Below are 21,384 nucleotides of genomic sequence, written 5' to 3' on the forward strand. Positions count from 1 at the left end.
ACCGGTGCGCCCGTCTCGGGCGGTCCGGTCGAAGCGCCTCGCCCCGCCGCCACCGGTTGGCTGACCCCGAACCGGCCGGCCGAGCCGCGCCCGCCGTACCGTCCCGGGCCGCCCGAGCGCCCGGCCACGCCCGATCAGCCGGTTTCTCCGCCAGACGCGGGTGAGCGTGCCCGCCCGCCGATGTCGGGACCGCCGTCCGCCGGGCTGCGGCTGGAGTTCCTGCCTGCCCCGGAGACTCGGCCACAGGAGCCTGCCCAGCCGGCCTCGCCGGTGCCACCGCCCCCGGCCACGCCGGCCGCCGGGCCAGCCACGCCTGCCGCCGGACCGGCGGCACCGGTCGCCGGACCGCCCACGCCCGCGGCACCCGCCTCGGCCGCCCCGCTCCCGGCACCGGCCACGCCGACCGCGCCGACTGGACCGGTCCCGCCGGCACCAGCCGCAGCCACGCCGGTCACGCCCACCACGCCAACCGGACCGGTCGCGCCGCCACCGGCCGCAGCTACGCCGGCGACCGGGGCCGCGCCGACCACACCGGACATGGGCACCACGCCGGCCCCAGCGCGAGTCACGCCGGAGACGGGCGCCGCGCCCGCCCCAGCGGGAGCCACCCCGACCACTCCGAGCGTGGCAACCGCTCCGGCAGGACCGGCTCCGGCCGCGCCCGCGACCGGCGGGTCGACTCCGTCCACGAGCAACACGGACACACCGGCAGCCGGCGAGACGCCCAGGACCGGCGTACCACCGGCGACCTCGCCCGCCGCACCGGTGTTCAATCCCCCGGCACCGGCACCGGCACCGGCCGCGACGCCCTCGGCGGCGACCGAGCAGCCGGCGACGCCGGAGGTTCCCGCCGCCCCGGCCGGCAGGCCGGCGATGGAGGCGGAACCGTCCGCCACGCCGGTACCCGACGGGACGGCATCCGACGCGCCGGCCAGCAGCGCGCCGGCGGTGGCGTCCATCGAGGACAGTTCGACGCCGGTCGCCGGCAGCGCCCCGGAACCCGAGCCGACGGCCGCCACCACCGCACCGGACGCGGCCACAGGAGACGCCGCCGCAGCGGAGGCGGCCACAGGCGACCTGGCCGCGTCGGACCCGGCCGCACTGGAAACCTCCGCAACGGAGACGGCCGCAGCGGAGCCGACGCCCGGGCCGACAGACACGCCGCCGGCAACAGCAGAGCGGACGACAGCCGAACCGGCGCCGGAGGTACCGGCGGTAGCCGAACCGGCGCCGCACGTACCGTCGCCGCTGTCGGGGTCGTCGGCCGCCGCGCCACCGTCCGACGCGCCACCAGCCCCCGCGCCGGTGCCGGCGAAGGAGCCCGTCGCGCCGGTGCCGGCGCCCCCGGCCGCGCCCGAGGGCGCCGCGCCGGCCGGCGAGGTCGTACCCGGGCATACGGACGACGAGGACGCGCCCGCCGGGGCGGTACCGGCCGCCATGCCTCCGGTCGCCCCGGAACCATCCGCCGCCGACGCCTCCGGACCGCCGAACCCGACCCTGACGGCCGGACCGACGGGAGCGCCGAACCCGACCCCGTCGGCCGGATCGACGGCGGCGCCGGAGCCCGGGTCGGCGGCCACGGACGAGGCCGAGGCCGAGACGGCGGCGGAGATCGACGCGGTACCGGGGTCCACCACGCCGGCCGCCGACGCGGTACCCGTATCCTCACCACCGGCAACCAGCGAAACGGGGGGCGGCACGCCGGAGGAGACCGAGCCGGACCCCGCGCAACCACCCGTCACCGCGGACTCCCCGGTCGCCGGGGCGCCCGCCACGGACGTACCGATCCACCAGCCGCCCGCCGCGGACCCGCCGGTCCCCGGAGTCCCGGACGGACCGTCCCTCGCGGCGTCAGCCGACGCCGCCTCCACCGACGACAAGGCCCCCTCCGACCTGATGGCCGTTAACGACTCCCCCGCCGACGAGGGCACGTCCCCCGACGACACTCCCGTCGACGACCCGGCGCCGGCGCCCGCCCCGTCCGCCGACAGCTCGCCCCCGTCCGCCGTCGAGGTTGGCCCGGACGAGGTGGCCGAGGCCAGCCCGGACACCGTGCTGCCCGCCCCCGCCGGACCGGCCGCCGGTGCGGCGACCGCACTGCGCGCACCGACGATGCTCACGCCCATCGTGTCGATCGGCGAGTCCGCGACCGCGCCGGCACCGGCCCCGCCGACCGAGACGCCGGCCGAGGAGCCCGCGCCGCCGGCCGCGGATCCGGAGCAGGTGCTGGCGACGTACGAGTGGCGCTTCCACCACGAGACGCTGCGCGAGTTGGTCGAGAACCCGGACGAGCTGCGGACCATCCGTGACCGGCTGACCGAGAAGCTGGACGGGGCGGTCGACAACCGCAGCCGGGCCCGGCTGCTGAGCCTGCGCGCGGTCGTCTCGCGCATCCTGGGCGACCTGGGCAAGGCGCTCACGGACGCCCGGCTCGCGCTGACGCTCGCGGAGGCCACCGGTGAGCTGCGCCGGATCGCGATCGCGCAGGCGCGACTGGCGCACGTGCTCCAGTGGCGGGGCGACTTCGCCGAGGCGGACCGGCTCTTCGAGGAGGCGAACTCCTCGGAGCTGCCGGACCGGCTCCGCGCCACCATGCACGAGCACGCCGGGCGCTCCTGCTACGACCAGGGCCGTTACATCGAGGCGTGCAACCACTTCGAGCGCGCGCTGGAGCTGCGCAAGGTCGAGGACCCGGACCTGATTGCCCGTACCGAGCTGGCGCTGGACGCGGTCTTCAACAAGGTGGCCGAGAACGGCTGGGGACCGTACCCGCGTGGGCGCGACGAGATCCTCCAGGTGCACCGGCCACCGGTACCGAAGTTCAGCGAACGGGTGCAGCGCTGGGGGTACGCCGACCCGGACGGCCAGCTGGCGATCGCGCCCAGCTACGCCGACGTGCAGCCGTTCCGCGACGGTGTCGCCTGGGTACGCCGTCCCGAGACGGAGACCTGGGAGCTGATCGACGAGTCCGGTGAGCTGCTGATCCAGGCCGCCGCCGGGTACCTCGGGGTGGGCTCCTTCTCCGACGGGCTCGCCTGGGTCTCCCGGGACGGTACGGGGAGTTGGATCGCGATCGACAAGTCCAACAAGGTGGTCATCTCGATCGGCTTCGACGACGTACGCCCGTTCCGGCGCGGCGTCGCGGCGGTGCGCCGGGGCGGCGGCTGGGGCGCGGTCGACAAGAGCGGGCAGATCGTGGTGCCGAACCGGTACACCGGCTTCGTCACCGCGCTGACCGACGGCCGCTACCTCGACGGTTTCACCGACGAGGGGCTCGCGATCGTGGATTCCGGCGGGCGCAAGGGCGTCGTCGACCGTACCGGGCGGGTCATCGTCCCGCCCGCGCACCCGGCGTTGGTGATCCATCCGGTCGCGTTCCTGATCGGCAGCGGTACCGGCCAGTGGGGTGCGCTGGACCGTCGGGGCGAGCCGCTGATCGACGTGGTCCACCCGAGCCGTACCGACGTGATGGACGAGATCGACCGGCTGCTGGCGGACACCAAGCCCGTGCTGTAGTGGGCCGCCGGACCGGTCCCGGGACGGCCGTACCCGGTCGCGGGATCGGGCAGTCCGGAAGCTTCCGGGCAATTCAGTCAATGCGGGCAACCTGGCCAGTCCGGGCCGGCCGCGCCAGTTCGGACTGGCCGGATACGTCCGGGCGATTCCGCCCAGCGGCCGGCACGCTGGGGCGATCCGGGCGGCGGCGGTGCCGGCCGGGACGCCGCCGGCACCGGTAACGGGTGCCGGACCTGCGGAAGCACTAGGATCGAGATCATGGAATTCCGACACCTTGGCCGCTCTGGCCTGTTGGTCAGTGAGATCTCGTACGGCAACTGGCTCACCCACGGCTCCCAGATCGAGGACGACGCGGCGACCGCGTGCGTCCGGGCGGCGCTGGAGGTCGGCGTCACCACCTTCGACACCGCCGACGTCTACGCCGGCACCAAGGCGGAGTCCGTCCTCGGCCGCGCCCTGGCCGGCGAGCGCCGGGAGGGGCTGGAGATCTTCACGAAGGTCTACTGGCCGACCGGACCGGGTCGCAACGACCGCGGGCTGTCCCGCAAGCACATCATGGAGTCGATCAACGGCTCGCTCCGCCGGCTCCAGACCGACTACGTCGACCTGTACCAGGCGCACCGGTTCGACTACGAGACGCCGCTGGAGGAGACGATGGAGGCGTTCGCCGACGTCGTGCACTCCGGCAAGGCGCTCTACATCGGCGTCTCGGAGTGGAACGCCGCGCAGATCCGCCAGGCCCACCAGCTGGCCCGCGAGCTGAAGATCCAGCTCGTCTCGAACCAGCCGCAGTACTCGATGCTGTGGCGGGTCATCGAGGCCGAGGTGGTACCGGCCAGCGAGGAGCTCGGCATCGGGCAGATCGTCTTCTCGCCGATCGCCCAGGGCGTGCTCACCGGCAAGTACCTGCCCGGCCAGCCGCCGCCCTCGGGTTCCCGGGCGACGGACGAGTCCGGCGGCGGGTCGAAGATGATCAGCCGGTTCATGTCCGACCACGTGCTCTCGACCGTGCAGCAGCTCAAGCCGCTCGCCGAGCAGGCCGGGCTGAGCATGTCGCAGCTCGCGATCGCCTGGGTGCTGCAGAACCCGAACGTCTCCTCGGCGATCGTCGGCGCGTCCCGCCCCGAGCAGGTGCACGACAACGTCAAGGCGGCCGGCGTGAAGCTGGATGCCGACCTGCTCAAGGCGATCGACGAGGTCGTCGGCCCGATCGTCGAGCGCGACCCGGCCAAGACCCAGAGCCCCGAACGCCGGCCGTGACACCGCCGGCGGGACGCCGACCGGGCACGAACCGGCCCGGCCGGCGTCCCGCCGCGACCCCTCCCCCGTCGACGGCCGGCCGGCCGGTCGGCCCGCTCAGCCCTGCCAGAAGCGGATGAGCTGCAGTCCGTCGCCGTACAGCGGTGCGGGCAGGCCGAGGAAATCACCGACGGTGAAGACCACGTCGAAGAACCAGCCGCCGATGCGCGGGTTCCAGAGCAGGGCGAAGAGCAGCAGGAAGCCGTACGGGGCCATCAGGTCGTAGCCACGCCGCCACTGCGGCGACAGCCACGGCTGGATCATGTTCCCGCCGTCCAGCCCCGGCACCGGCAGCAGGTTGAGCACGCTCGCGGTGAGCTGGAGGAAGGCGAGCAGGGCCAGCCCCGCCCAGAACTCCCAGTGGGCGTCGTAGTCGCTGGCGAGTACGAGCGGTATCACCAGCGCCACCGCGAAGATCACGTTGGTCGCGGGGCCGGCGAGGCTGACCAGGGTGTGCCGCAGCCGGCCCGGGATCGCGTGCCGGTCGACCCAGACCGCCCCGCCCGGCAGGCCGATCCCGCCGAGCAGCACGATCACCACGGGAAAGATGATCGACAGCAGCACGTTGCTGTACTTCAGCGGGTTCAGCGTCAGGTAGCCCCGGTGGGCCACCTCCCGGTCCCCGGCCCGGAAGGCGACCAGGGCGTGTGCGTACTCGTGCAGGCAGAGTGAGACGAGCCAGCCCGAGACCACGAAGAGGAAGACGTCGAACCGGACGTTGCCGTACCGGTTCCAGGCCATGACCCCGCTGGCGACGAAGAGCGCGACCAGGGTCAGGAAGATGGGGCTGGGCCGGAACGCCTCGCGCGGTACTCCCAGCACGAGCCCGCCGCGGCCGGGCCGGTCGAAGTTCATCCCGCTCACTCGGCGGCCGGTTGCAGGCTCATCTTGTACTCCACCCGGTCGTCCTCGACCAGGCTGACCGCCGTGACCCCCGAGGACGCCAGCTGCCGCCAGGTCTGGCCTATCCAGGACTCGGCGTCGGCCTGGCTGCCGAACGTCTCCGCCGGCCCGGCGACCGGACTGCCGTCCGGGCCCTCGTAGCGCCAGCTCCACGGCATCTCGTCGTCTCCCCTCGCCCCATGTGACCCCGCCAGCCTAGGCCATCCTCTGTCGATCATCGCCGGCCTGCACCGGACGCCCCACACGCCATAAATACAACGTGTAAGGCATTTATTTTCGGTCGCTCAGCGTGTCGATCCGCTTGCGGAGTGCGTTCTTTCGGCAGGCTCCTAGAACGTCTTCCGCGGATCACGGCGGCCCCCGGTCGGCTACCCCGGTCGGCGTCCCGGCCCGGGGCAGCCGCCCGACGGTCCTCCGGCCCCGGCCGCGGGAGCCGACCGGGCCCGGGCAACGAGCCCGGAAACACCGGTCCCGGGAACGCGGGTCCCGCAGCAGAGGGGGTTCCATGGTCAGGTACGACGAGTATCTCTCCGCCGTCGCGCTGACGTTCGCACGCCGGCATCAGCCGACGTGGTCGTGGCAGCGGTGGCGGCGGATCTGCCGGTGCGGTTCCGAGCTGCCCTGCCGGGCCCGACATCGGGTCCCGCTCAACCGGGGGCACTGGCCGGCCCCGAACCAGCGCCGGCGGCAGTCGTGACGCCCGGCTCCGAGGTCACATGAACGTCCTGCGACCCGGCGATGAACCCATGCACTACCAGGACGGCTCGCACCGCTGGGTCCCGCCCGACCCGGACATGGACCAGGATGCCTGGGAGGCGGCGCTGCGGGCGCACCTGCACCACCACCGGGAGATCTTCGGCGGCGCGTCCGGCCGCAACGACCAGGGCCGGGGCCGGGCGAAACCGCGCTCGGCGAGGTCGGCCGGGCGCGACGCGGCCCGGCAGCCGGACGATCCGACCCGCCAGGGCAACGGACGCCGGTCCTGAGCCGGACCCGCGCCCGGCGGGACGCCCGCGCGGGGCCCGGACCGGGTACCGAGCACACCTCGCAGGTCAAATCACAGCCACGCGCTCTAAGGTACGGTCATGTCCGTAGACGGGTGGCAGACCCTTCTCGTGCTCGGCGGGATCCGGTCCGGCAAGTCGGAGTTCGCCGAGTCGTTGCTGAGCGACGCGAGCGTCGTTCGTTATATCGCGACCGCGGCCGGTGCCGAACCGGACGACCCGGAGTGGACCGCCCGGATCGAGGCCCACCGGCGCCGCCGGCCGGAGAGCTGGCCCACCGAGGAGGCCGGTGCCAACCCGTCCCGGCTCGCCGAGTTGATCTCCGAGGCGCGGCCCGGTGAGACCCTGCTCGTCGACGACCTCGGCGGCTGGGTCACGGTCCTGCTCGACCCGGCCCACCAGCCCGCCGACGACGTCGCCACGATCGACGAGCTGACCGCCGCGGTCCGCGACTGCGCCGCGCGGCTGGTGCTGGTCAGTCCCGAGGTCGGGCTCTCGCTGGTGCCCACGACACCGCTGGGCCGGGCCTTCGCCGACGCGCTCGGCTACACCAACCGGTCCGTCGCCGACGCGTGCGACGCCGTGGTGCTCGTCGTCGCCGGCCAGGCGACCTGGCTCAAGCCGGAGGCGGCCCAGCACGGCGCGACCGTACCGGCCCAGGGCCGGCCCGCCGCGGCGGAGGCCGGGCGGCCGGCGCCGGCCGCCGCGACGGCAACCGGAGCCGCTCCGGCCACCGGTACCGGCGGCGCCGACCCGGCCCCCCGCGCCGTCCCGTCGGCCTGGCCGGACGTGCTGACGCCCCGCGTCCCGGCCGAACCGCCCCGGGACAGCGCCTGGACCGCGCCGACCATGACCCTGCCGATGGTCTCCACCGGCCTGATCATCCAGCCCGGCATGGAGCTGCCGATGCCGGACGACTACGCCGGCCCGGAGGCGCTGGAGCGACTCGCCAAGCTCGACGTCGCCGGCGCCGGGCTCGGCAAGCTGGAGCAGGTCGTCGGTTTCGCCGCCGCCACCCAGGCCAACCCGAACCCGGTCCCCTGGCGGTCGGTGCGGGTGCTGCTGGTGCACGGCGACCACGAGGGCGACGTCAGCGCGGGCGCGGTACCGGGTGAGTCGGCCCGCCGGGCCACCCAGGCGCGCGAGGGAGAGGGGGCGCTGGCCCGGCTCGCCGCCGAGGCCGGCGCGAGCCTCCAGGTGATCGACGCGCCGCTGGCCGCCCCGATCGAGGAGGGCCCGGCGCTGGCCGAGGGGACCGTCGAGTCGGCCCTGCGGTACGGCTGGCGGCTGGCCGAGGAGGCCGCGGACAGCGGCGTACAGGCGATCGTGCTGGCCGCCTGCGGTGCCGGTACGGAGGCCGCCGCCGCGGCCGTGCTGGCCGCCACGGCCGGGGCCGAGCCGGCGGCCGTGCTCGGCCGGGTCGTCGGCCCCGGCGGAGTGGTCGACGACACGGCCTGGATGCGCCGCTGCGCCGCGGTACGGGACGCCCTGCAACGCACCCGCCGCAGCCCGCGTACGGCCAAGGACATCCTGGCCGAGCTGGCCGGCGGCGACATCGCGGTGGCGACCGGGATCCTGCTCGGCGCGACCGCGCGCCGGACCCCGGTGCTGCTGGACGGTCCGGTCGGCATCGCCGCCGGCCTGATCAGCCGGGAGCTGGCCGGGCAGGCCCGGCACTGGTGCCTGCTGCCGGACTCCGGGGACCAGCCCGGCGTGCGGTTCGGCGCCGACGTGCTCGGCCTGACCCCGCTGATCGACCTGCGGCTGGACCTCGGCGAGGGGGCGAGCGTGCTGGCCACCCTGCCGATCCTGCGCTCGGTGCTGACGCTGGCCGGTTCGCTGCCGGCGCACCCCGCCCTGGCCCGGCCGGAGGAAACTCCGGACGCCCGGGAGCAGGCCGGCGCCGGCGACTGGAGCACGCCCACGGCGCCCACCGGGAGCAGCGCCTGGGACCCCACGCCGGGAAGCACCGACTGGGCCGCCACCCCGGCACCCGCCACGACGAGCACCGACTGGGACCCCACGCCGGGAAGCACCACCGGCGGAAGCACCGACTGGACCCCGGAGCCGGCCCGGCCGGCCGCCGGCTCCACCGGGTGGGAGAACGGCGCGGCGAAGGCGGACGACGAGCGCGCTCCGGGTCGGGACGAGGAGTTCGTCGAGCCGGTGCCCGCCGGGCCCGGACCGGCGGCGCCCGCTGACCGGGAGCCGGATGCGCCCGCCGGGCCGGACCGGGACGCCGACCGGGAGGCGGCCGCGCCGGAGCGGGAGGCCGACCGGCCGGGCTCCGGCGAGCGGGACGACCCGACCTCGGCCCGCTCCGGCGGCGGCACCTTCCCCGGTGCCTGACGGGCGGTTCCCGGCCGGCGCCCGCCTGGCGCTCACCACCTTCACGATCCTGCCGCTGCGGGCGGGGCGGGTGGACCGTCCCGCCGCCGCGGTGGCGATGGCCCTGGCGCCGGCCGTGGGGGCCGGGCTCGGCCTCGCCGCCGCCGCGCTGCTCGGCGGGCTGCGCGCCGCCGGTACGCCGGGACTGGTGGCCGGCGGCGTCACGGTCGCCGTGCTCGCGCTGCTGACCCGGGGGCTGCACCTCGACGGGCTGGCCGACACCGTCGACGCGCTCGGGTCGTACCGCGCCGGGCCGGCCGCGCTGGAGATCATGAAGAAACCGGACGTCGGGCCGTTCGGCGTGGCCGCGCTGGTGCTCGTACTGCTGACCCAGGCCGCGGCGCTGGAAGCGCTCCCCGCCCGTGGCTGGCCGGCGCTGCTGGCCGGCGTGGCGGCCGCGACCGCCACCGGCCGGCTCGCGGTGAGCTGGGCCTGCCGCCGCGGGGTGCCGGCGGCCCGGCCGGACGGGCTCGGCGCGCTGGTCGCCGGCAGCCTCCCGGCGGCCGTGCCGGCGGTGGCGACGGTCGCCGTCGCGGCGCTGGCGCTGCCCGCCGTGCCGGGCCGCCCCTGGCAGGGGCCGGTCGCGGTGCTGGTCGCGCTCGCCGCGGCCGGACTGCTGCTGCGGCACGCGGTACGGCGGTTCGGCGGGGTCACCGGCGACGTGCTCGGCGCCCAGGTCGAGGTCGCCACCACGCTCGTCTACCTGGGTCTCGTGCTGACCGGCTGATCGCGGCCCGGGATCCGGGTAGCGTTCGCCTCGACGACCCGTCCACCCTTCAACGGGGAAAAACACCATGGTCATGATCGACGACTTCCTGCCCGTCCCGGCCCCGGAGACGCTGAGCGCGACCTACCTGGTGCCGACCTCGGCGCGGCACGTACCGAGCCCCGCGGAGGCGGTCTCGATGCTCGCGGGACGCCTCGCCGGACCGGCGTACGACCTCACCCGGGAACTGCTGGACAGCCCGCTGATGACCGTGGGCACCCGGCCCGTCGGGGAGTTCCCGAAGCTGCCGCCGGACCTGCTCACCGCGTTCGGGGCCACCGAGCGGCAGCTCGACCGGCTGGCCGCGGCGACCGAGCTGATCCTGGTTCAGGCCAGCTACCGGCCCGGCTGGCCGCCGGCGCACGAGTGGGCCGCCCGGGCGCTCGCCGCCGCGCTCGCCGAGGCGGTCGGCGGCGACCTCGTCGACGTCTTCGGCCTGCAGTTCCTGGAGCCGGCCCGGGCGCTGCGCTCGCTGCCCGGCACCGACGGCCGCATCCGGCTCGTGGACTGGGTGCTGGTGCCGTACTCCTCGGACGGCGACGGGCTCTGGTTCACCACCAAGGGGCTGCGCCGCTTCGGTCTGCTGGAGTTGCAGGCCCGGGGCGTGCCGGCGCACCTGACCCGCAGCTTCGGCGCGGTGATGGCCGGGGCGGCCCGCCGGCTGCTGCGCCGCTGGATCGACGGGCTCGCCGGCCCGGAGCCGCCCGCCTTCGTACCGCTGCCGACGCTGGTGCCGGTCAGCGGCCGGGACATCGCCGCCGCGTACGGCAACCCCGCGCCGGGCGACCCGGACGCCGGGTCGCGCCGGCGGGGCCCGGGCGACGACCCGGGGCTGCGCCGGCCGCTCGGCTCGACGCTGCTGCGGCTGGAACTCGACCCGGCGACCGATCCCGAGGCGGACTCGTTCCTGAGCCTGCTGCCACCCGAGGGGCACCCGGGGCCGCCCGGGCGGTACTACGCCGCGCTCTGCGCCACCCTCTTCGGCGGCGACCCGGCGGACCCGCGCTACGCCCGCCCGGACGACGCCATGGCGCGCGCCATCGCGACCGCGCGGGACGGGCTGCCCGACGTACGGGAGCGCTTCCTCGCCGGCGGCCTGCCGGCCGGCACCCAGCTCGTGGTCAAGTACGCGCTCCCCAGCGCCGACGGCCCCGAATTCGTCTGGGCCGGGGTCACCTCCTGGGCCAGCCCCGACCGGATCCACGGCGCCAGCGCCAGCGACGCCGCCACCGACCCGGCGGTGCGCATCGGCCAGCCGGTGGAGGTGGCCACCGCCGACGTCGTCGACTGGGCGCTGCTCGACGAGACCGGCGTGCTGGAGGGCGGCTGGACCCAGGCGGTGCTCGACGCCGGGGAGCGGTCCTGACCCCCGCCGGTCGACCTCGCCGGCCTCGACCCGGGCGCCGCCCGGCCGGTTACTTGACGGAGGGCTTGACGAAGGGTGGGCGGACCACCCGCATCGGCGAGCGGCGGCCCCGCACGTCGACCTCGACGGTGGCGCCCTCGGCCAGCCCGGCGGCCGTGTCCAGCAGCGCCAGCGCGATGCCGAGCTTGCGGGTGGGCGAGAAGGTGCCGCTGGTCACCTCGCCGACGCTCCGGTCGCCGGCGTAGACCCGCATGCCGGCGCGCGGGATGCCCCGGTCGACCGCCTCCAGCCCCCAGAGCGTTCGGCGCGGTCCGGCCGCCTTCTCGGCCAGCAGCGCGTCGCGGCCCCAGAAGGCGGGCTTGTCCCAGCCGACCGCCCAGCCCGACCGGGCCTGCACCGGGGTGATCTCCAGCGACAGGTCCTGGCCGTGCAGCGGGTAGCCCATCTCGGTACGGAGCGTGTCGCGGGCGCCCAGGCCGCAGGGGCGGATGCCGTACGGCTCGCCGGCCGCCAGCAGCGCGTCCCAGACGGCGGTCGCCGCGGCGGCCGGTACGACCAGCTCGTAGCCGTGCTCGCCAGTGTAGCCGGTGCGGCAGACCACCAGCTCGGCCAGGGGTTCGGCCGGCCCGCTGGCGGCCGGGCGGCCGGCGGGGTCGACCGTACCGGCGCCGGGGACGAAGCCGGCGGTGGCGAAGCTCATGTAGCCGTGTCCGGTGGGGAGCCCCAGCGCGGCGAGCACCTCGGCCGAGCGGGGCCCCTGCACGGCCAGTACGGCGTGCGCCTCGTGCTCGTTCTCCACGACGATCTCCGGCGGCGCGGCGGCGCGCAGCCGGCGGACCACCTCGGCGGTGTTCGCCGCGTTCGGGATCAGGAAGACGTGCTCGTCGCCGTAGAGGTACGCGATGATGTCGTCGACCACCCCGCCGGTGGCCTCGTCGCAGCAGAGCGTGTACTGCGCCCGCCCCGGCCCGATCCGGCCGAGGTCGTTGCTGAGACAGGAGTTGACGAAGGCGGCGGCGCCGGGACCGGCCACCCGGGCCTTGCCCAGGTGCGAGACGTCGAAGATCCCGACCGCCTCGCGCACGGCGGTGTGTTCGGCGATCACGCCGCCGCCGGCGTAGTCGAGGGGCATCTGCCAGCCGCCGAACGGGGCGAACCTGGCGCCCAGGGCGGCGTGCCGCTCGTGCAGCGGCGATCGGCGCGACGAGTCGGCGGGGACGTCTGCGGTGGGCTCGGTCATGGATGGCAACTTACCGGGCGTTGACCACCTGATAAGCACCGGTGACCACCTGATTAGGCTCGACGGAGATCCCCTGACGGGCCGTCGGCGGGACACCATGCCGTCCGGCGGGTAGGTTGCGCCGGAGAACCCACCGCCGGGCGCACACGACGCGGCCGGCCAGTCCCGCCCGGAGCCGCCGAGTGACATCGCCCAGCACCACCCTCAGCCTGGCCGACACGGACCCCGCCGAACTGACCGTCGACGCCGTCGTGATCGGCGTACACAGCCAGTCCGGTACCGACGCCCCCACCCCGCCGGGACCCGGCGGATTCGCCGCCACCCTGCTGCTGGCGACCGGGGCGGAGAGTATCGCCGCGGCGTTCGACGGCCGGTTGACCGAGACCCTGGCCCTGTTGGGCGCCACCGGTGCACCGGGCGAAGTGACCAAGATCGCAACTCTCGGCACGGTGACCGCTCCGCTGGTCGTGGCGGTGGGGCTCGGCCCCGAGCCGACCGGGGCCGCGCCGGCGCCCGAGACGCTGCGCCGCGCCGCGGCCGGCGCGGTCCGCGCGCTCGCGGGGGCCGAGCGGGTCGCGCTGACCCTGCCGGTGCCGGACGACGAGGACGCGCCGGCCGCGCTGCGGGCCATCGCCGAGGGCGCGCTGCTCGGCACGTACCGGTTCGCCGGCTACAAGACCCGGCCGCAGCCGAGCCTGCGGCCGCCGGTACGCGAGGTGGCGGTGCACGTCCCGGACGCCGGGGACGCCCGCGCGCAGGCCGAGGTGGCCCGCGCCCGGCACGTGGCGGCGGCCGTCGCGCTCACCCGCGACTGGGTCAACACGCCCCCGAACGACCTGCGCCCCCCGGCGTTCGCCGACGCGGTGACGGACGCGGCCCGCGCGGCCGGCCTGACCGTGGAGGTCCTCGACGAGCGGGCCCTGGCCGACGGCGGGTACGGCGGCATCCTCGCCGTCGGGCTCGGCTCGGAGGCGCCGCCCCGGCTGGTCACGCTGGCGTACGACCCGCCGGCGGAGGCGGCCCCGGCCGGCGGTACGAAGCGGGTCGCGCTGGTCGGCAAGGGCATCACCTTCGACACGGGCGGCGTCTCGATCAAGCCGGCGCAGGGCATGTGGGAGATGAAGTCCGACATGGCCGGTGCGGCGGCGGTCGCCGCCGCGATGATCGCCATCGCCGAGCTGAAGCCGGCGGTGTCGGTCCGGGCGTACCTGCCGATGGCCGAGAACATGGCCTCGGGCAGCGCGTACCGGCCGGGCGACATCGTGACCATGCGCAACGGCAAGCGGGTCGAGGTGCTCAACACCGACGCCGAGGGCCGGATGATCCTGGGCGACGCGATGGCCCGCGCCTGCCAGGACGGCTGCGACTATCTGATCGAGACGTCCACGCTGACCGGTGGCCAGGTGGTCGCGCTCGGCAAGCGGATCGCCGGGTTGATGGGTACGCCGGAGTTCTGCACCCGGGTGCAGGCCGCCGGTGACGCGGTCGGCGAACCGGCCTGGCCGATGCCGCTGCCCGAGGACGTGCGCAAGGGCATGGACTCCGACGTGGCCGACATCTCGCAGGTCAATGCGGGGATGGACCGGGCCGGACACATGCTCCAGGGCGGCGTCTTCCTGCGGGAGTTCGTCGAGGACGGGGTCGACTGGGCACACATCGACATCGCCGGCCCGAGCTACCACGCGGGCGAGCCGACCGGCTACTGGACCAAGGGCGGCACCGGCGTCCCGCTGCGTACGCTGCTCGAACTCGTCGACGACATCGCCGCCAACGGCTGAAACCCGGGGCCGGCGCCCGGCCGGTCCGTCCCGCGCCGCGGGTCGGACCGGCCGCCGGTGAAAGCTCGGCCCGCCGGCCGCCGGCCGGCCGGACACTCGGCCCGCCGGCGCCGGTCAGCCGGCGGCGGGTCCGCCGGCCGTCCGGCGGCGGCGGGCGTTGAAGTCGCGCATCCGCTGCGGGTAGCCGACCAGCCGTACGTCGTAGATGGGTATCGCCAGCCGGTGGGCGAAGCGGCGGGCCCCCTCGGGGCTGTCGACGCGCCGCCGGGTCCACTCCCCATCGTGGGCGATCAGGATGACAGTGGTCTCCGTCACCGTGGTCCGCGGTTCGATGAACGCCTCGACCCCGCGTCGGGACCGGACGAACGCCTCGAGGTGATCGAGATCGGCCCGGCTGACTGGACGGCCCGTGGCCGCCGCACCCGTGCGCCTGCCGCGTCGAAACCAGGCCACCCGTCGCCTCCTCCCCGGCGCCGGCACGGTGCGTCACCGGCGGCTGGGGCAAGCGTACGTCCCGCCGACGTGTCCTTGGGCACCTCGTTACGCGGGGCGCACCGACAAGTGACAAGATGACCGAGGTAGAAGCTCTCCGGCCACGAGGCATAGGCCGGAAGGGATGATATGCCCCTTTCCACGGCATGACCCTAGTGGCAGCGACGCGACCTGGGAGATAACTGTGAGCGAGCCGAACGGCCAGACCTTCGATGTCGTGATCCTCGGAGGTGGCAGCGGCGGCTACGCGGCCGCGCTCCGGGCCGCGCAACTCGACCTGTCGGTGGCGCTGATCGAAAAGGACAAGCTCGGCGGCACCTGCCTGCACCGGGGTTGCATCCCGACCAAGGCGCTGCTCCACGCCGGCGAGATCGCCGACCAGACCCGCGAGTCGGAGCAGTTCGGCGTGAAGGCCGAGCTGATCGGCGTCGACATGGCCGGTGTGAACAGCTACAAGGACGGGGTCGTCGCCCGCCTCTACAAGGGCCTCCAGGGCCTCGTGAAGGCTGCGAAGATCACTTACGTCGAGGGCACCGGCCGGCTGGTCGGGCCGGACGCGGTCGAGGTGGACGGCGTGCGGTACACCGGACGCAACATCATCCTCGCAACCGGTTCGTACTCGCGCAGCCTGCCGGGGATCGAGGTCGACGGCGAGCGGGTCCTCACCAGCGAGCACGCCCTGACGCTGGACCGGGTTCCCACCTCGGCCATCGTGCTCGGCGGCGGCGTCATCGGCGTCGAGTTCGCCAGCGCCTGGCGCTCCTTCGGCGCGGAGGTCACCGTGGTCGAGGCGCTGCCCCGGCTGGTGGCGGCCGAGGACGAGGAGTCCTCGAAGGCGCTGGAGCGGGCGTTCCGCAAGCGCGGCATCGGCTTCAAGACCGGCAAGCCGTTCGAGAAGGTCGAGCGGACCGACTCCGGCGTCCGGGTCACCATCGCCGGTGGCGAGACCCTCGAGGCCGAGCTGCTGCTGGTCGCGGTCGGTCGCGGCCCGACGACCGCCAACCTCGGGTACGAGGAGCAGGGCATCCGGCTCGACCGCGGCTTCGTCCTGACCGACGAGCGGCTGCGCACCGGCGTCGGGAACATCTTCGCGGTCGGCGACATCGTGCCCGGCCTGCAGCTGGCCCACCGCGGCTTCCAGCAGGGCATCTTCGTCGCCGAGGAGATCGCCGGGCGGAACCCGACCGCGATCGACGAGAACGGCATCCCGCGGGTCACCTACTCGGACCCGGAGCTGGCCTCCGTCGGCCTGACCGAGGCGAAGGCCAAGGAGAAGTACGGCGCCGACAAGGTGCAGACCTACAACTACCCGCTCGGCGGCAACGGCAAGAGCCAGATCCTCAAGACCAACGGCTTCGTGAAGCTGGTCCGGGTCTCCGACGGGCCGGTCGTCGGCGTACACATGGTGGGCGCCCGGGTCGGTGAGCTGATCGGCGAGGCGCAGCTCATCTTCAACTGGGAGGCGTACCCGGCCGAGGTGGCGCAGCTCGTGCACGCCCACCCGACGCAGAACGAGGCACTGGGCGAGGCGCACCTGGCCCTGGCGGGCAAGCCGCTGCACGCCCACGCCTGACACACATTTTTTCCGCGGCGCCCGGCGGCAAGCGGGCGAGGATGGCACCAGGCCACGAAGGAGTCTTGAGAGATGCCGGTATCGGTCACCATGCCACGGCTTGGCGAGAGCGTCACGGAGGGCACCGTCACGCGCTGGCTGAAGCAGGAGGGCGACCGGGTCGAGGTCGACGAGCCGCTGCTCGAGGTCTCGACCGACAAGGTCGACACCGAGATCCCCTCCCCCGCGGCCGGCGTGTTGAGCCGGATCGTGGTGAGCGAGGACGAGACCGCGGAGGTGGGCAGCGAGCTCGCCGTGATCGCGGGCGAGGACGAGGCGCCCGGCGGCGCGGCCCCGGCCCCGCAGGCGGAGGAGCAGGAGCCGGCTCCGCGGGCGGAGGCGCCCGCGCCGCAGCAGGCCCCCGCCCCGCAGGCGGAGGCGCCCGCGCCGCAGCAGGCCCCGGCCGCCGAGGGCGGCGCGGGCGGCACGGGTACGCCGGTGAAGATGCCGGCCCTCGGCGAGAGCGTCACCGAGGGTACGGTCACCCGCTGGCTCAAGGAGGTCGGCGACTCGGTCGAGGTCGACGAGCCGCTGCTGGAGGTCTCGACCGACAAGGTCGACACCGAGATCCCCTCCCCCGTCGCCGGCACCCTGCTGGAGATCAAGGTCCCGCAGGACGAGACCGCGCCGGTCGGCGCCGAGCTGGCCGTGATCGGTACGCCCGGCGCCGCGCCGACCGGGAAGCCCGCGCCGGCGCAGCCCGCGCCGCAGGCCGAGCCCGAGCCGGCCCCGCAGGCGGCCGCCCCGGCACCGAAGCCCGCCGAGCCGGCTCCCGCGCCGGCCGCGGGCGCGGGCTACGGCACCCCGGCCGCGCAGACCGAGCGGGCGGCCGAGCCGGCCCGCACCGAGCAGGCCGCGCACCCGGCGGCCCCGCCGGCCCGCCCGGCCGCACCCGCGCCGCGGCAGACCAACGGCGAGGACGTGGCCGGGTACGTGACCCCGCTGGTCCGCAAGCTCGCCGCCGAGCACGGCGTGGATCTCGCCTCGGTCACCGGTACCGGCGTGGGTGGCCGGATCCGCAAGCAGGACGTGCTGGAGGCGGCCGAGAAGGCCAAGGCCGCCGCCGCGCGGCCGGCACCGGCCGCCGAGGCCAAGCCGGCGCCGGCCGCGAAGCCGCAGCCGAGCCCGATGCGGGGCCGCACCGACAAGCTGCCCCGGATCCGCCAGGTAATCGCCAAGCGGATGCACGAGTCGCTGCACGAGATGGCGCAGCTCACCACGGTCGTCGAGGTGGACGTCACCAAGGTGGCGCAGCTGCGGGCGCGGGCCAAGGACGACTTCCTGCAGCGGCACGGCGTGAAGCTGTCGTTCCTGCCGTTCTTCGCGCTGGCCGCCGTCGAGGCGCTGCAGACGTACCCGATCATCAACGCGCGGATGGACCTCGACGCCGGGACGATCACGTACCCGGACGCGGAGCACCTGGGCCTCGCGGTCGACACCGAGCGGGGCCTGATGGTGCCGGTCATCCACAACGCGGGTGACCTGAACCTGGCCGGCCTCGCCCGCCGCATCGCCGACCTGGCGGAGCGGACGCGGTCGAACAAGATCAGCCCGGACGAGATCGCCGGGGCGACCTTCACGCTGACCAACACCGGCAGCCGGGGGGCGCTCTTCGACACCCCGATCGTGCCGAGCCCGCAGGCCGCGATGCTCGGTACCGGCGCGGTGGTGAAGCGCCCGGTGGTCCTCACCGACCCGGACCTCGGCGAGGTGATCGTGCCTCGGTCGATGGTCTACCTCGCCCTGTCGTACGACCACCGGCAGATCGACGGCGCCGACGCGGCCCGCTTCCTCACCGCGGTGAAGGAGCGGCTGGAGGGCGGCAACTTCGAGGCCGAGCTCGGCCTGTCCTGACCCCGCCGCCTCGTCGATCTAGGGCAAATCTACGTGAGTTAATCTCCAATCACCGCGATTTGCCCTAGATCGACGAGGTCAGGTGGGTGGGGGGCCGTAGACGGTCGGCCACTCCAGCCCGGACACGATGACGCGTACCGCCTCATCGACCGTGCCGCCCCCGGAGGCGGCGACGACCACCGTCGCCACGGGGGCGCGGGCGTACTCGGCCGGGTCGACCTCGGTGCTCAGCCGCAGCAGCCGGACCGCCTCCGGGTCCACCTCGGAGCGCTCGTCGAAGTCGTCGAGCTCGACCTCCAGCCGCGCCAGTACGGACCGGTGGCAGACCACGTCCACGGTGAGCCGCGTACCGTCGAGCCGCCGCTCCGCCCAGCCGTCCGCGCGCGCCAGGTACCAGACCCCGTCGCCCTCGTGGCAGGTCTCGCCGAGGCGCACCACGGCGCGGTCGCCGGGTGGTCCCAGCGGATCCACCGCGACCACGACCACCGGTTCCTCCGGGGCGTCCGGGTCCACGCCGGTACGCAACCGCACCTCCGCCATCGCGGCCTCCCTCCCGCCCTCGGCGGCGCCAGTCGCGGTCGCCACCCGGCCACTTCCGCCCGAACGCTTCCCGCCCGAACGCTTCCCGCCCGGACGCGGCCGGCCGTCGCGGCCCCCCACCCGGCCACTTCCGGCCCGGGCGGGGCCGGCCGTCGCGAGCCTATCGGGGCGCCACGACCGCGAGCCGCGGGCTCCGGCCCGGCACGTCGGCGAAGATACCTACATGCGGATCCTGATCGCCGGCTCGTCCGGCTTCCTCGGCACGCGGCTGGGCGAGCGCCTCCGTACCTCCGGGCACGACGTCCTCCGGCTGGTGCGCCGCCCGCCGCGCGGTACGGGCGAGATCCGGTGGGACCCCGCCGCCGGGCAGCTCGACCCGGCCGCGCTCGTCGGCGTGGACGCCGTGGTCAACCTCGCGGGCGCGGGCATCGGCGACCGGCGTTGGTCCGAGGAGTACCGGAACCTGCTGCGCTCCAGCCGGGTCGACAGCACCCAGACGCTGGCCCGGGCCATGGCCGCCGTGCCCGCCGATAGCCGACCGGCCGCGCTGCTCAACGCCTCGGCCATCGGCTGGTACGGCGACACCGGCGACCGCCCGGTGGAGGAGGACGCGCCGGCCGGCGAGGGCTTCCTGGCGGACCTCTGCCGGGTGTGGGAGGCCGCCACCGGGCCGGCCGAGGACGCCGGCGTACGGGTCGTCCGGCTGCGCAGCGGCTATCCGCTGCACCGGGACGGCGGCTATCTCAAGCCGCAGCTGCTGCCGTTCCGGCTCGGCGTCGGCGGCCCGCTCGGCGGCGGCCGGCAGTGGCTGCCGTGGATCTCGCTGGCCGACTGGCTGGCCGCCGTCGAGTTCCTGCTGGCCCGCGAGGACCTGGCCGGACCGGTCAACGTGGTCGGTCCGGCGCCGGCCACGAACCGGGAGTTCACCCGGGAGTTCGGCGCCGCGCTGCACCGCCCGGCGGTGTTCCCGGTGCCCGGCTTCGCGCTCAAGATCCTGCTCGGCGGGCTCGCCGTCGAGGCGCTGAGCAGCACTCGCGTCCTGCCCGGGGTGCTCTCCCGAGCGGGCTTCAGCTACCGGCACCCGGAGCTGCGCGCCGCCTTCCGGGCCGCGCTGCGGGAGTAGCGGGCCGCCCCACGGGTGCGCCGCCCGCGAGGGACCAGTGGCCCGCGCGGGCAGCGCGCCGCGCGGCCAGCGCACCGCGGCCGACGGTTCGCGAGGCGAGCCCCGCGGACCGTGGGCGGGGCCCCGCGCGCCGCGAGCGACGGCGGGCCCCGCCGGTACCGCTACCCGAGTTCGGGCCGCTCCTGGTAGTCCGGCCGCAGCGTCGAGGTCGCCGCGCAGCTGGCGGTACCGCCGTTGGCCGCCGAGCGGATGCCCGGCGCGTCGCGTACGGTCCGGAAGTTCGCCCGGAACGCCTCGAAGACCGCGGTGTCCTCCAGTTGCAGCATGGTCTCGTCGGCCTGCCGCAGCGAGTTGTAGCTCAGGTTGTGGCTGCCGACGTAGGTGATGGTCCGGTCCGGTACGCCGTAGTACTTCCCCTCGATCTGCAGGTACTTGGAGTGGGTCCAGACCGGGTCGGGGTCCTTGCAGTAGTACCTGACCACGGGTCCGCCGTAGCCGCTGCTGGTGGAGCGCAGCAGGTTCTTCATGCTGGTGACCTCGGACGAGCTGGACGGGTCGTACCGCTCGACGACCTCCACGTAGCAGCCCTGGTTGTCCAGGTCCCACAGCTTGCTGGCGAGGTAGGTACGGCTGATGAAGGTCTGGTTGACCCGGATGATCGTGCGGTACGTGCCGTCCTGGGTGCCGACCCGGGTGTTGCCGGTGCAGGCCACGTTGTTCAGCGCGGTCATCACCGTGTCCTCGTTCGGGTCGTTGTACGGCTGCCCGTTGCTCTCCTGACGCGGGTAGAAGTGGATCTTCGCGTTGCCGGAGGTGACGGGGGCGCGGCCGGTGTCGTAGTAGTTGTTGTTGACCTTGCGGCCCTTGAGGTCGTCGAAGTAGCCGCTGTAGGCGTTGTAGATGCCGGTGTTGCCGACCAGCACCAGCGCCGCGTTCCAGCCGCGCAGCCCGTCCCGTCCCCGGTAGAGGTTGGCGGTCGACTGGACCACCACGTTGGTCGCGCCGAGTGTGCTGGAGAAGAGGAAGAACTTGTTGTGGTTCAGCGACGTGACGTCGCCGAGGGTGCGGTTGCCGATGCAGCCCCGGCCCTGCGGGCAGAAGAGGATCCACGAGGCCGCGCCCAGGTCGGTGCCGAGGGCGGTGACCAGGGAGGCGTACGGCGCCGCCGCCGGATCGTTGTAGTCGAAGATCACCTGTACGTTGACGCCGCGACCCTTCGCCCGTACCAGCGCGTCGGGGACCGGGGTGTCCCCGGCGTAGAACATCGCCATCCGGATGCGCGACCCGGTCGGCGTGCCGTCGATCAGCTCGACCAGACGCGTCTGGATCGCCTGCTGCTCGGCGGCCGTGCCGAGGGGGTTGTTGAAGACGGCGCCGGTGGTGGGGGTCGCGGCCCGCGCCGGCCCGACCCCGACCGAGAGTCCGGCCAACACGCTCGCCCCCGCTAGCAAGAAAGAGATCATTTTCCGCATGGCGCGGAACGGTATCACCGCCGTCGATACC

15 protein-coding genes and 1 pseudogene are annotated in these 21,384 nt (G+C 74.8%); 10 read left to right on the forward strand and 6 right to left on the reverse strand.

Features of this window, described 5'->3' with window-relative positions:
- The first annotated feature begins 1,332 nt into the window (after positions 1 to 1,332).
- Both AB0J86_RS29420 and AB0J86_RS29425 read left to right on the forward strand, forming a co-directional pair.
- Positions 1,333 to 3,516 (forward strand): WG repeat-containing protein, encoded by a 2,184-nt coding sequence (locus AB0J86_RS29420; protein ID WP_363860890.1) that lies wholly within the window; start codon positions 1,333 to 1,335, stop codon positions 3,514 to 3,516.
- A 258-nt stretch (positions 3,517 to 3,774) separates the two neighbouring features.
- Positions 3,775 to 4,776: an aldo/keto reductase family protein gene (locus AB0J86_RS29425; RefSeq protein ID WP_363860891.1), complete on the forward strand. Its 1,002-nt coding sequence runs from the start codon at positions 3,775 to 3,777 to the stop codon at positions 4,774 to 4,776.
- A gap of 96 nt (positions 4,777 to 4,872) precedes the next feature.
- Here the strand turns inward: AB0J86_RS29425 and AB0J86_RS29430 are convergent, their stop codons facing one another.
- Together AB0J86_RS29430 and AB0J86_RS29435 are read right to left on the reverse strand one after the other, a co-directional pair.
- Entirely contained in the window at positions 4,873 to 5,670 is a 798-nt protein-coding gene (locus AB0J86_RS29430; protein ID WP_363860892.1) for a site-2 protease family protein, read from the reverse strand.
- A 5-nt stretch (positions 5,671 to 5,675) separates the two neighbouring features.
- Positions 5,676 to 5,876: a hypothetical protein gene (locus AB0J86_RS29435; protein WP_363860893.1), complete on the reverse strand. Its 201-nt coding sequence runs from the start codon at positions 5,874 to 5,876 to the stop codon at positions 5,676 to 5,678.
- Positions 5,877 to 6,464: 588 nt separating this feature from the next.
- Between AB0J86_RS29435 and AB0J86_RS29440 the strand changes: the two genes are divergently transcribed.
- The 4 genes and pseudogenes from AB0J86_RS29440 to AB0J86_RS29455 all read left to right on the forward strand — a co-directional run bounded on the left by AB0J86_RS29440 (position 6,465) and on the right by AB0J86_RS29455 (position 11,242).
- A complete protein-coding gene (locus AB0J86_RS29440) occupies positions 6,465 to 6,704 on the forward strand; it encodes a hypothetical protein (protein ID WP_363860894.1) in 240 nt (79 codons plus the stop codon).
- 99 nt (positions 6,705 to 6,803) lie between these two features.
- Positions 6,804 to 8,582: pseudogene (locus tag AB0J86_RS29445) on the forward strand (bifunctional adenosylcobinamide kinase/adenosylcobinamide-phosphate guanylyltransferase); the annotation flags it as partial.
- A gap of 481 nt (positions 8,583 to 9,063) precedes the next feature.
- A complete protein-coding gene (locus AB0J86_RS29450; protein ID WP_363860895.1) occupies positions 9,064 to 9,837 on the forward strand; it encodes an adenosylcobinamide-GDP ribazoletransferase in 774 nt (257 codons plus the stop codon).
- Positions 9,838 to 9,904: 67 nt separating this feature from the next.
- On the forward strand, positions 9,905 to 11,242 hold the full coding sequence (locus tag AB0J86_RS29455; RefSeq protein ID WP_363860896.1) for a DUF2314 domain-containing protein: 1,338 nt from the start codon (positions 9,905 to 9,907) through the stop codon (positions 11,240 to 11,242).
- Between the two features lie 49 nt (positions 11,243 to 11,291).
- Here AB0J86_RS29455 and gcvT read toward each other — a convergent pair whose 3' ends face one another.
- Positions 11,292 to 12,482, reverse strand: coding sequence for a glycine cleavage system aminomethyltransferase GcvT (gcvT, locus tag AB0J86_RS29460; RefSeq protein ID WP_363860897.1), 1,191 nt, complete (start codon positions 12,480 to 12,482; stop codon positions 11,292 to 11,294).
- Positions 12,483 to 12,664: 182 nt separating this feature from the next.
- Here gcvT and AB0J86_RS29465 point away from each other — a divergent pair, with 182 nt between their 5' ends.
- Complete coding sequence (locus AB0J86_RS29465; protein WP_363860898.1) at positions 12,665 to 14,260, forward strand: leucyl aminopeptidase; 1,596 nt, start codon at positions 12,665 to 12,667, stop codon at positions 14,258 to 14,260.
- Positions 14,261 to 14,374: 114 nt separating this feature from the next.
- Here the strand turns inward: AB0J86_RS29465 and AB0J86_RS29470 are convergent, their stop codons facing one another.
- Positions 14,375 to 14,713, reverse strand: coding sequence for a hypothetical protein (locus AB0J86_RS29470; protein ID WP_363860899.1), 339 nt, complete (start codon positions 14,711 to 14,713; stop codon positions 14,375 to 14,377).
- 163 nt (positions 14,714 to 14,876) lie between these two features.
- Between AB0J86_RS29470 and lpdA the strand changes: the two genes are divergently transcribed.
- Both lpdA and sucB read left to right on the forward strand, forming a co-directional pair.
- Complete coding sequence (gene lpdA / locus AB0J86_RS29475; protein ID WP_363860900.1) at positions 14,877 to 16,325, forward strand: dihydrolipoyl dehydrogenase; 1,449 nt, start codon at positions 14,877 to 14,879, stop codon at positions 16,323 to 16,325.
- A gap of 72 nt (positions 16,326 to 16,397) precedes the next feature.
- The gene (gene sucB, locus AB0J86_RS29480; protein WP_363860901.1) at positions 16,398 to 18,218 is read left to right on the forward strand and encodes a 2-oxoglutarate dehydrogenase, E2 component, dihydrolipoamide succinyltransferase; all 1,821 of its coding nucleotides are present in this window, start codon (positions 16,398 to 16,400) and stop codon (positions 18,216 to 18,218) included.
- Positions 18,219 to 18,296: 78 nt separating this feature from the next.
- Here sucB and AB0J86_RS29485 read toward each other — a convergent pair whose 3' ends face one another.
- Positions 18,297 to 18,803, reverse strand: coding sequence for a hypothetical protein (locus AB0J86_RS29485; RefSeq protein ID WP_363860902.1), 507 nt, complete (start codon positions 18,801 to 18,803; stop codon positions 18,297 to 18,299).
- 178 nt (positions 18,804 to 18,981) lie between these two features.
- On the opposite strand from AB0J86_RS29485, the gene AB0J86_RS29490 reads away from it, so the two are divergent.
- Positions 18,982 to 19,881: a TIGR01777 family oxidoreductase gene (locus AB0J86_RS29490; RefSeq protein WP_363860903.1), complete on the forward strand. Its 900-nt coding sequence runs from the start codon at positions 18,982 to 18,984 to the stop codon at positions 19,879 to 19,881.
- Positions 19,882 to 20,042: 161 nt separating this feature from the next.
- Here AB0J86_RS29490 and AB0J86_RS29495 read toward each other — a convergent pair whose 3' ends face one another.
- Positions 20,043 to 21,344 carry a phospholipase D-like domain-containing protein gene (locus AB0J86_RS29495; protein ID WP_363860904.1) on the reverse strand — a complete coding sequence of 434 codons (1,302 nt, stop codon included), beginning with the start codon at positions 21,342 to 21,344 and terminating at the stop codon, positions 20,043 to 20,045.
- Positions 21,345 to 21,384: the final 40 nt, after the last annotated feature.

It is taken from the genome of Micromonospora sp. NPDC049559 (genome assembly GCF_040676675.1).
In the GTDB taxonomy this organism is placed as follows: Bacteria; Actinomycetota; Actinomycetes; order Mycobacteriales; family Micromonosporaceae; genus JBFAPK01.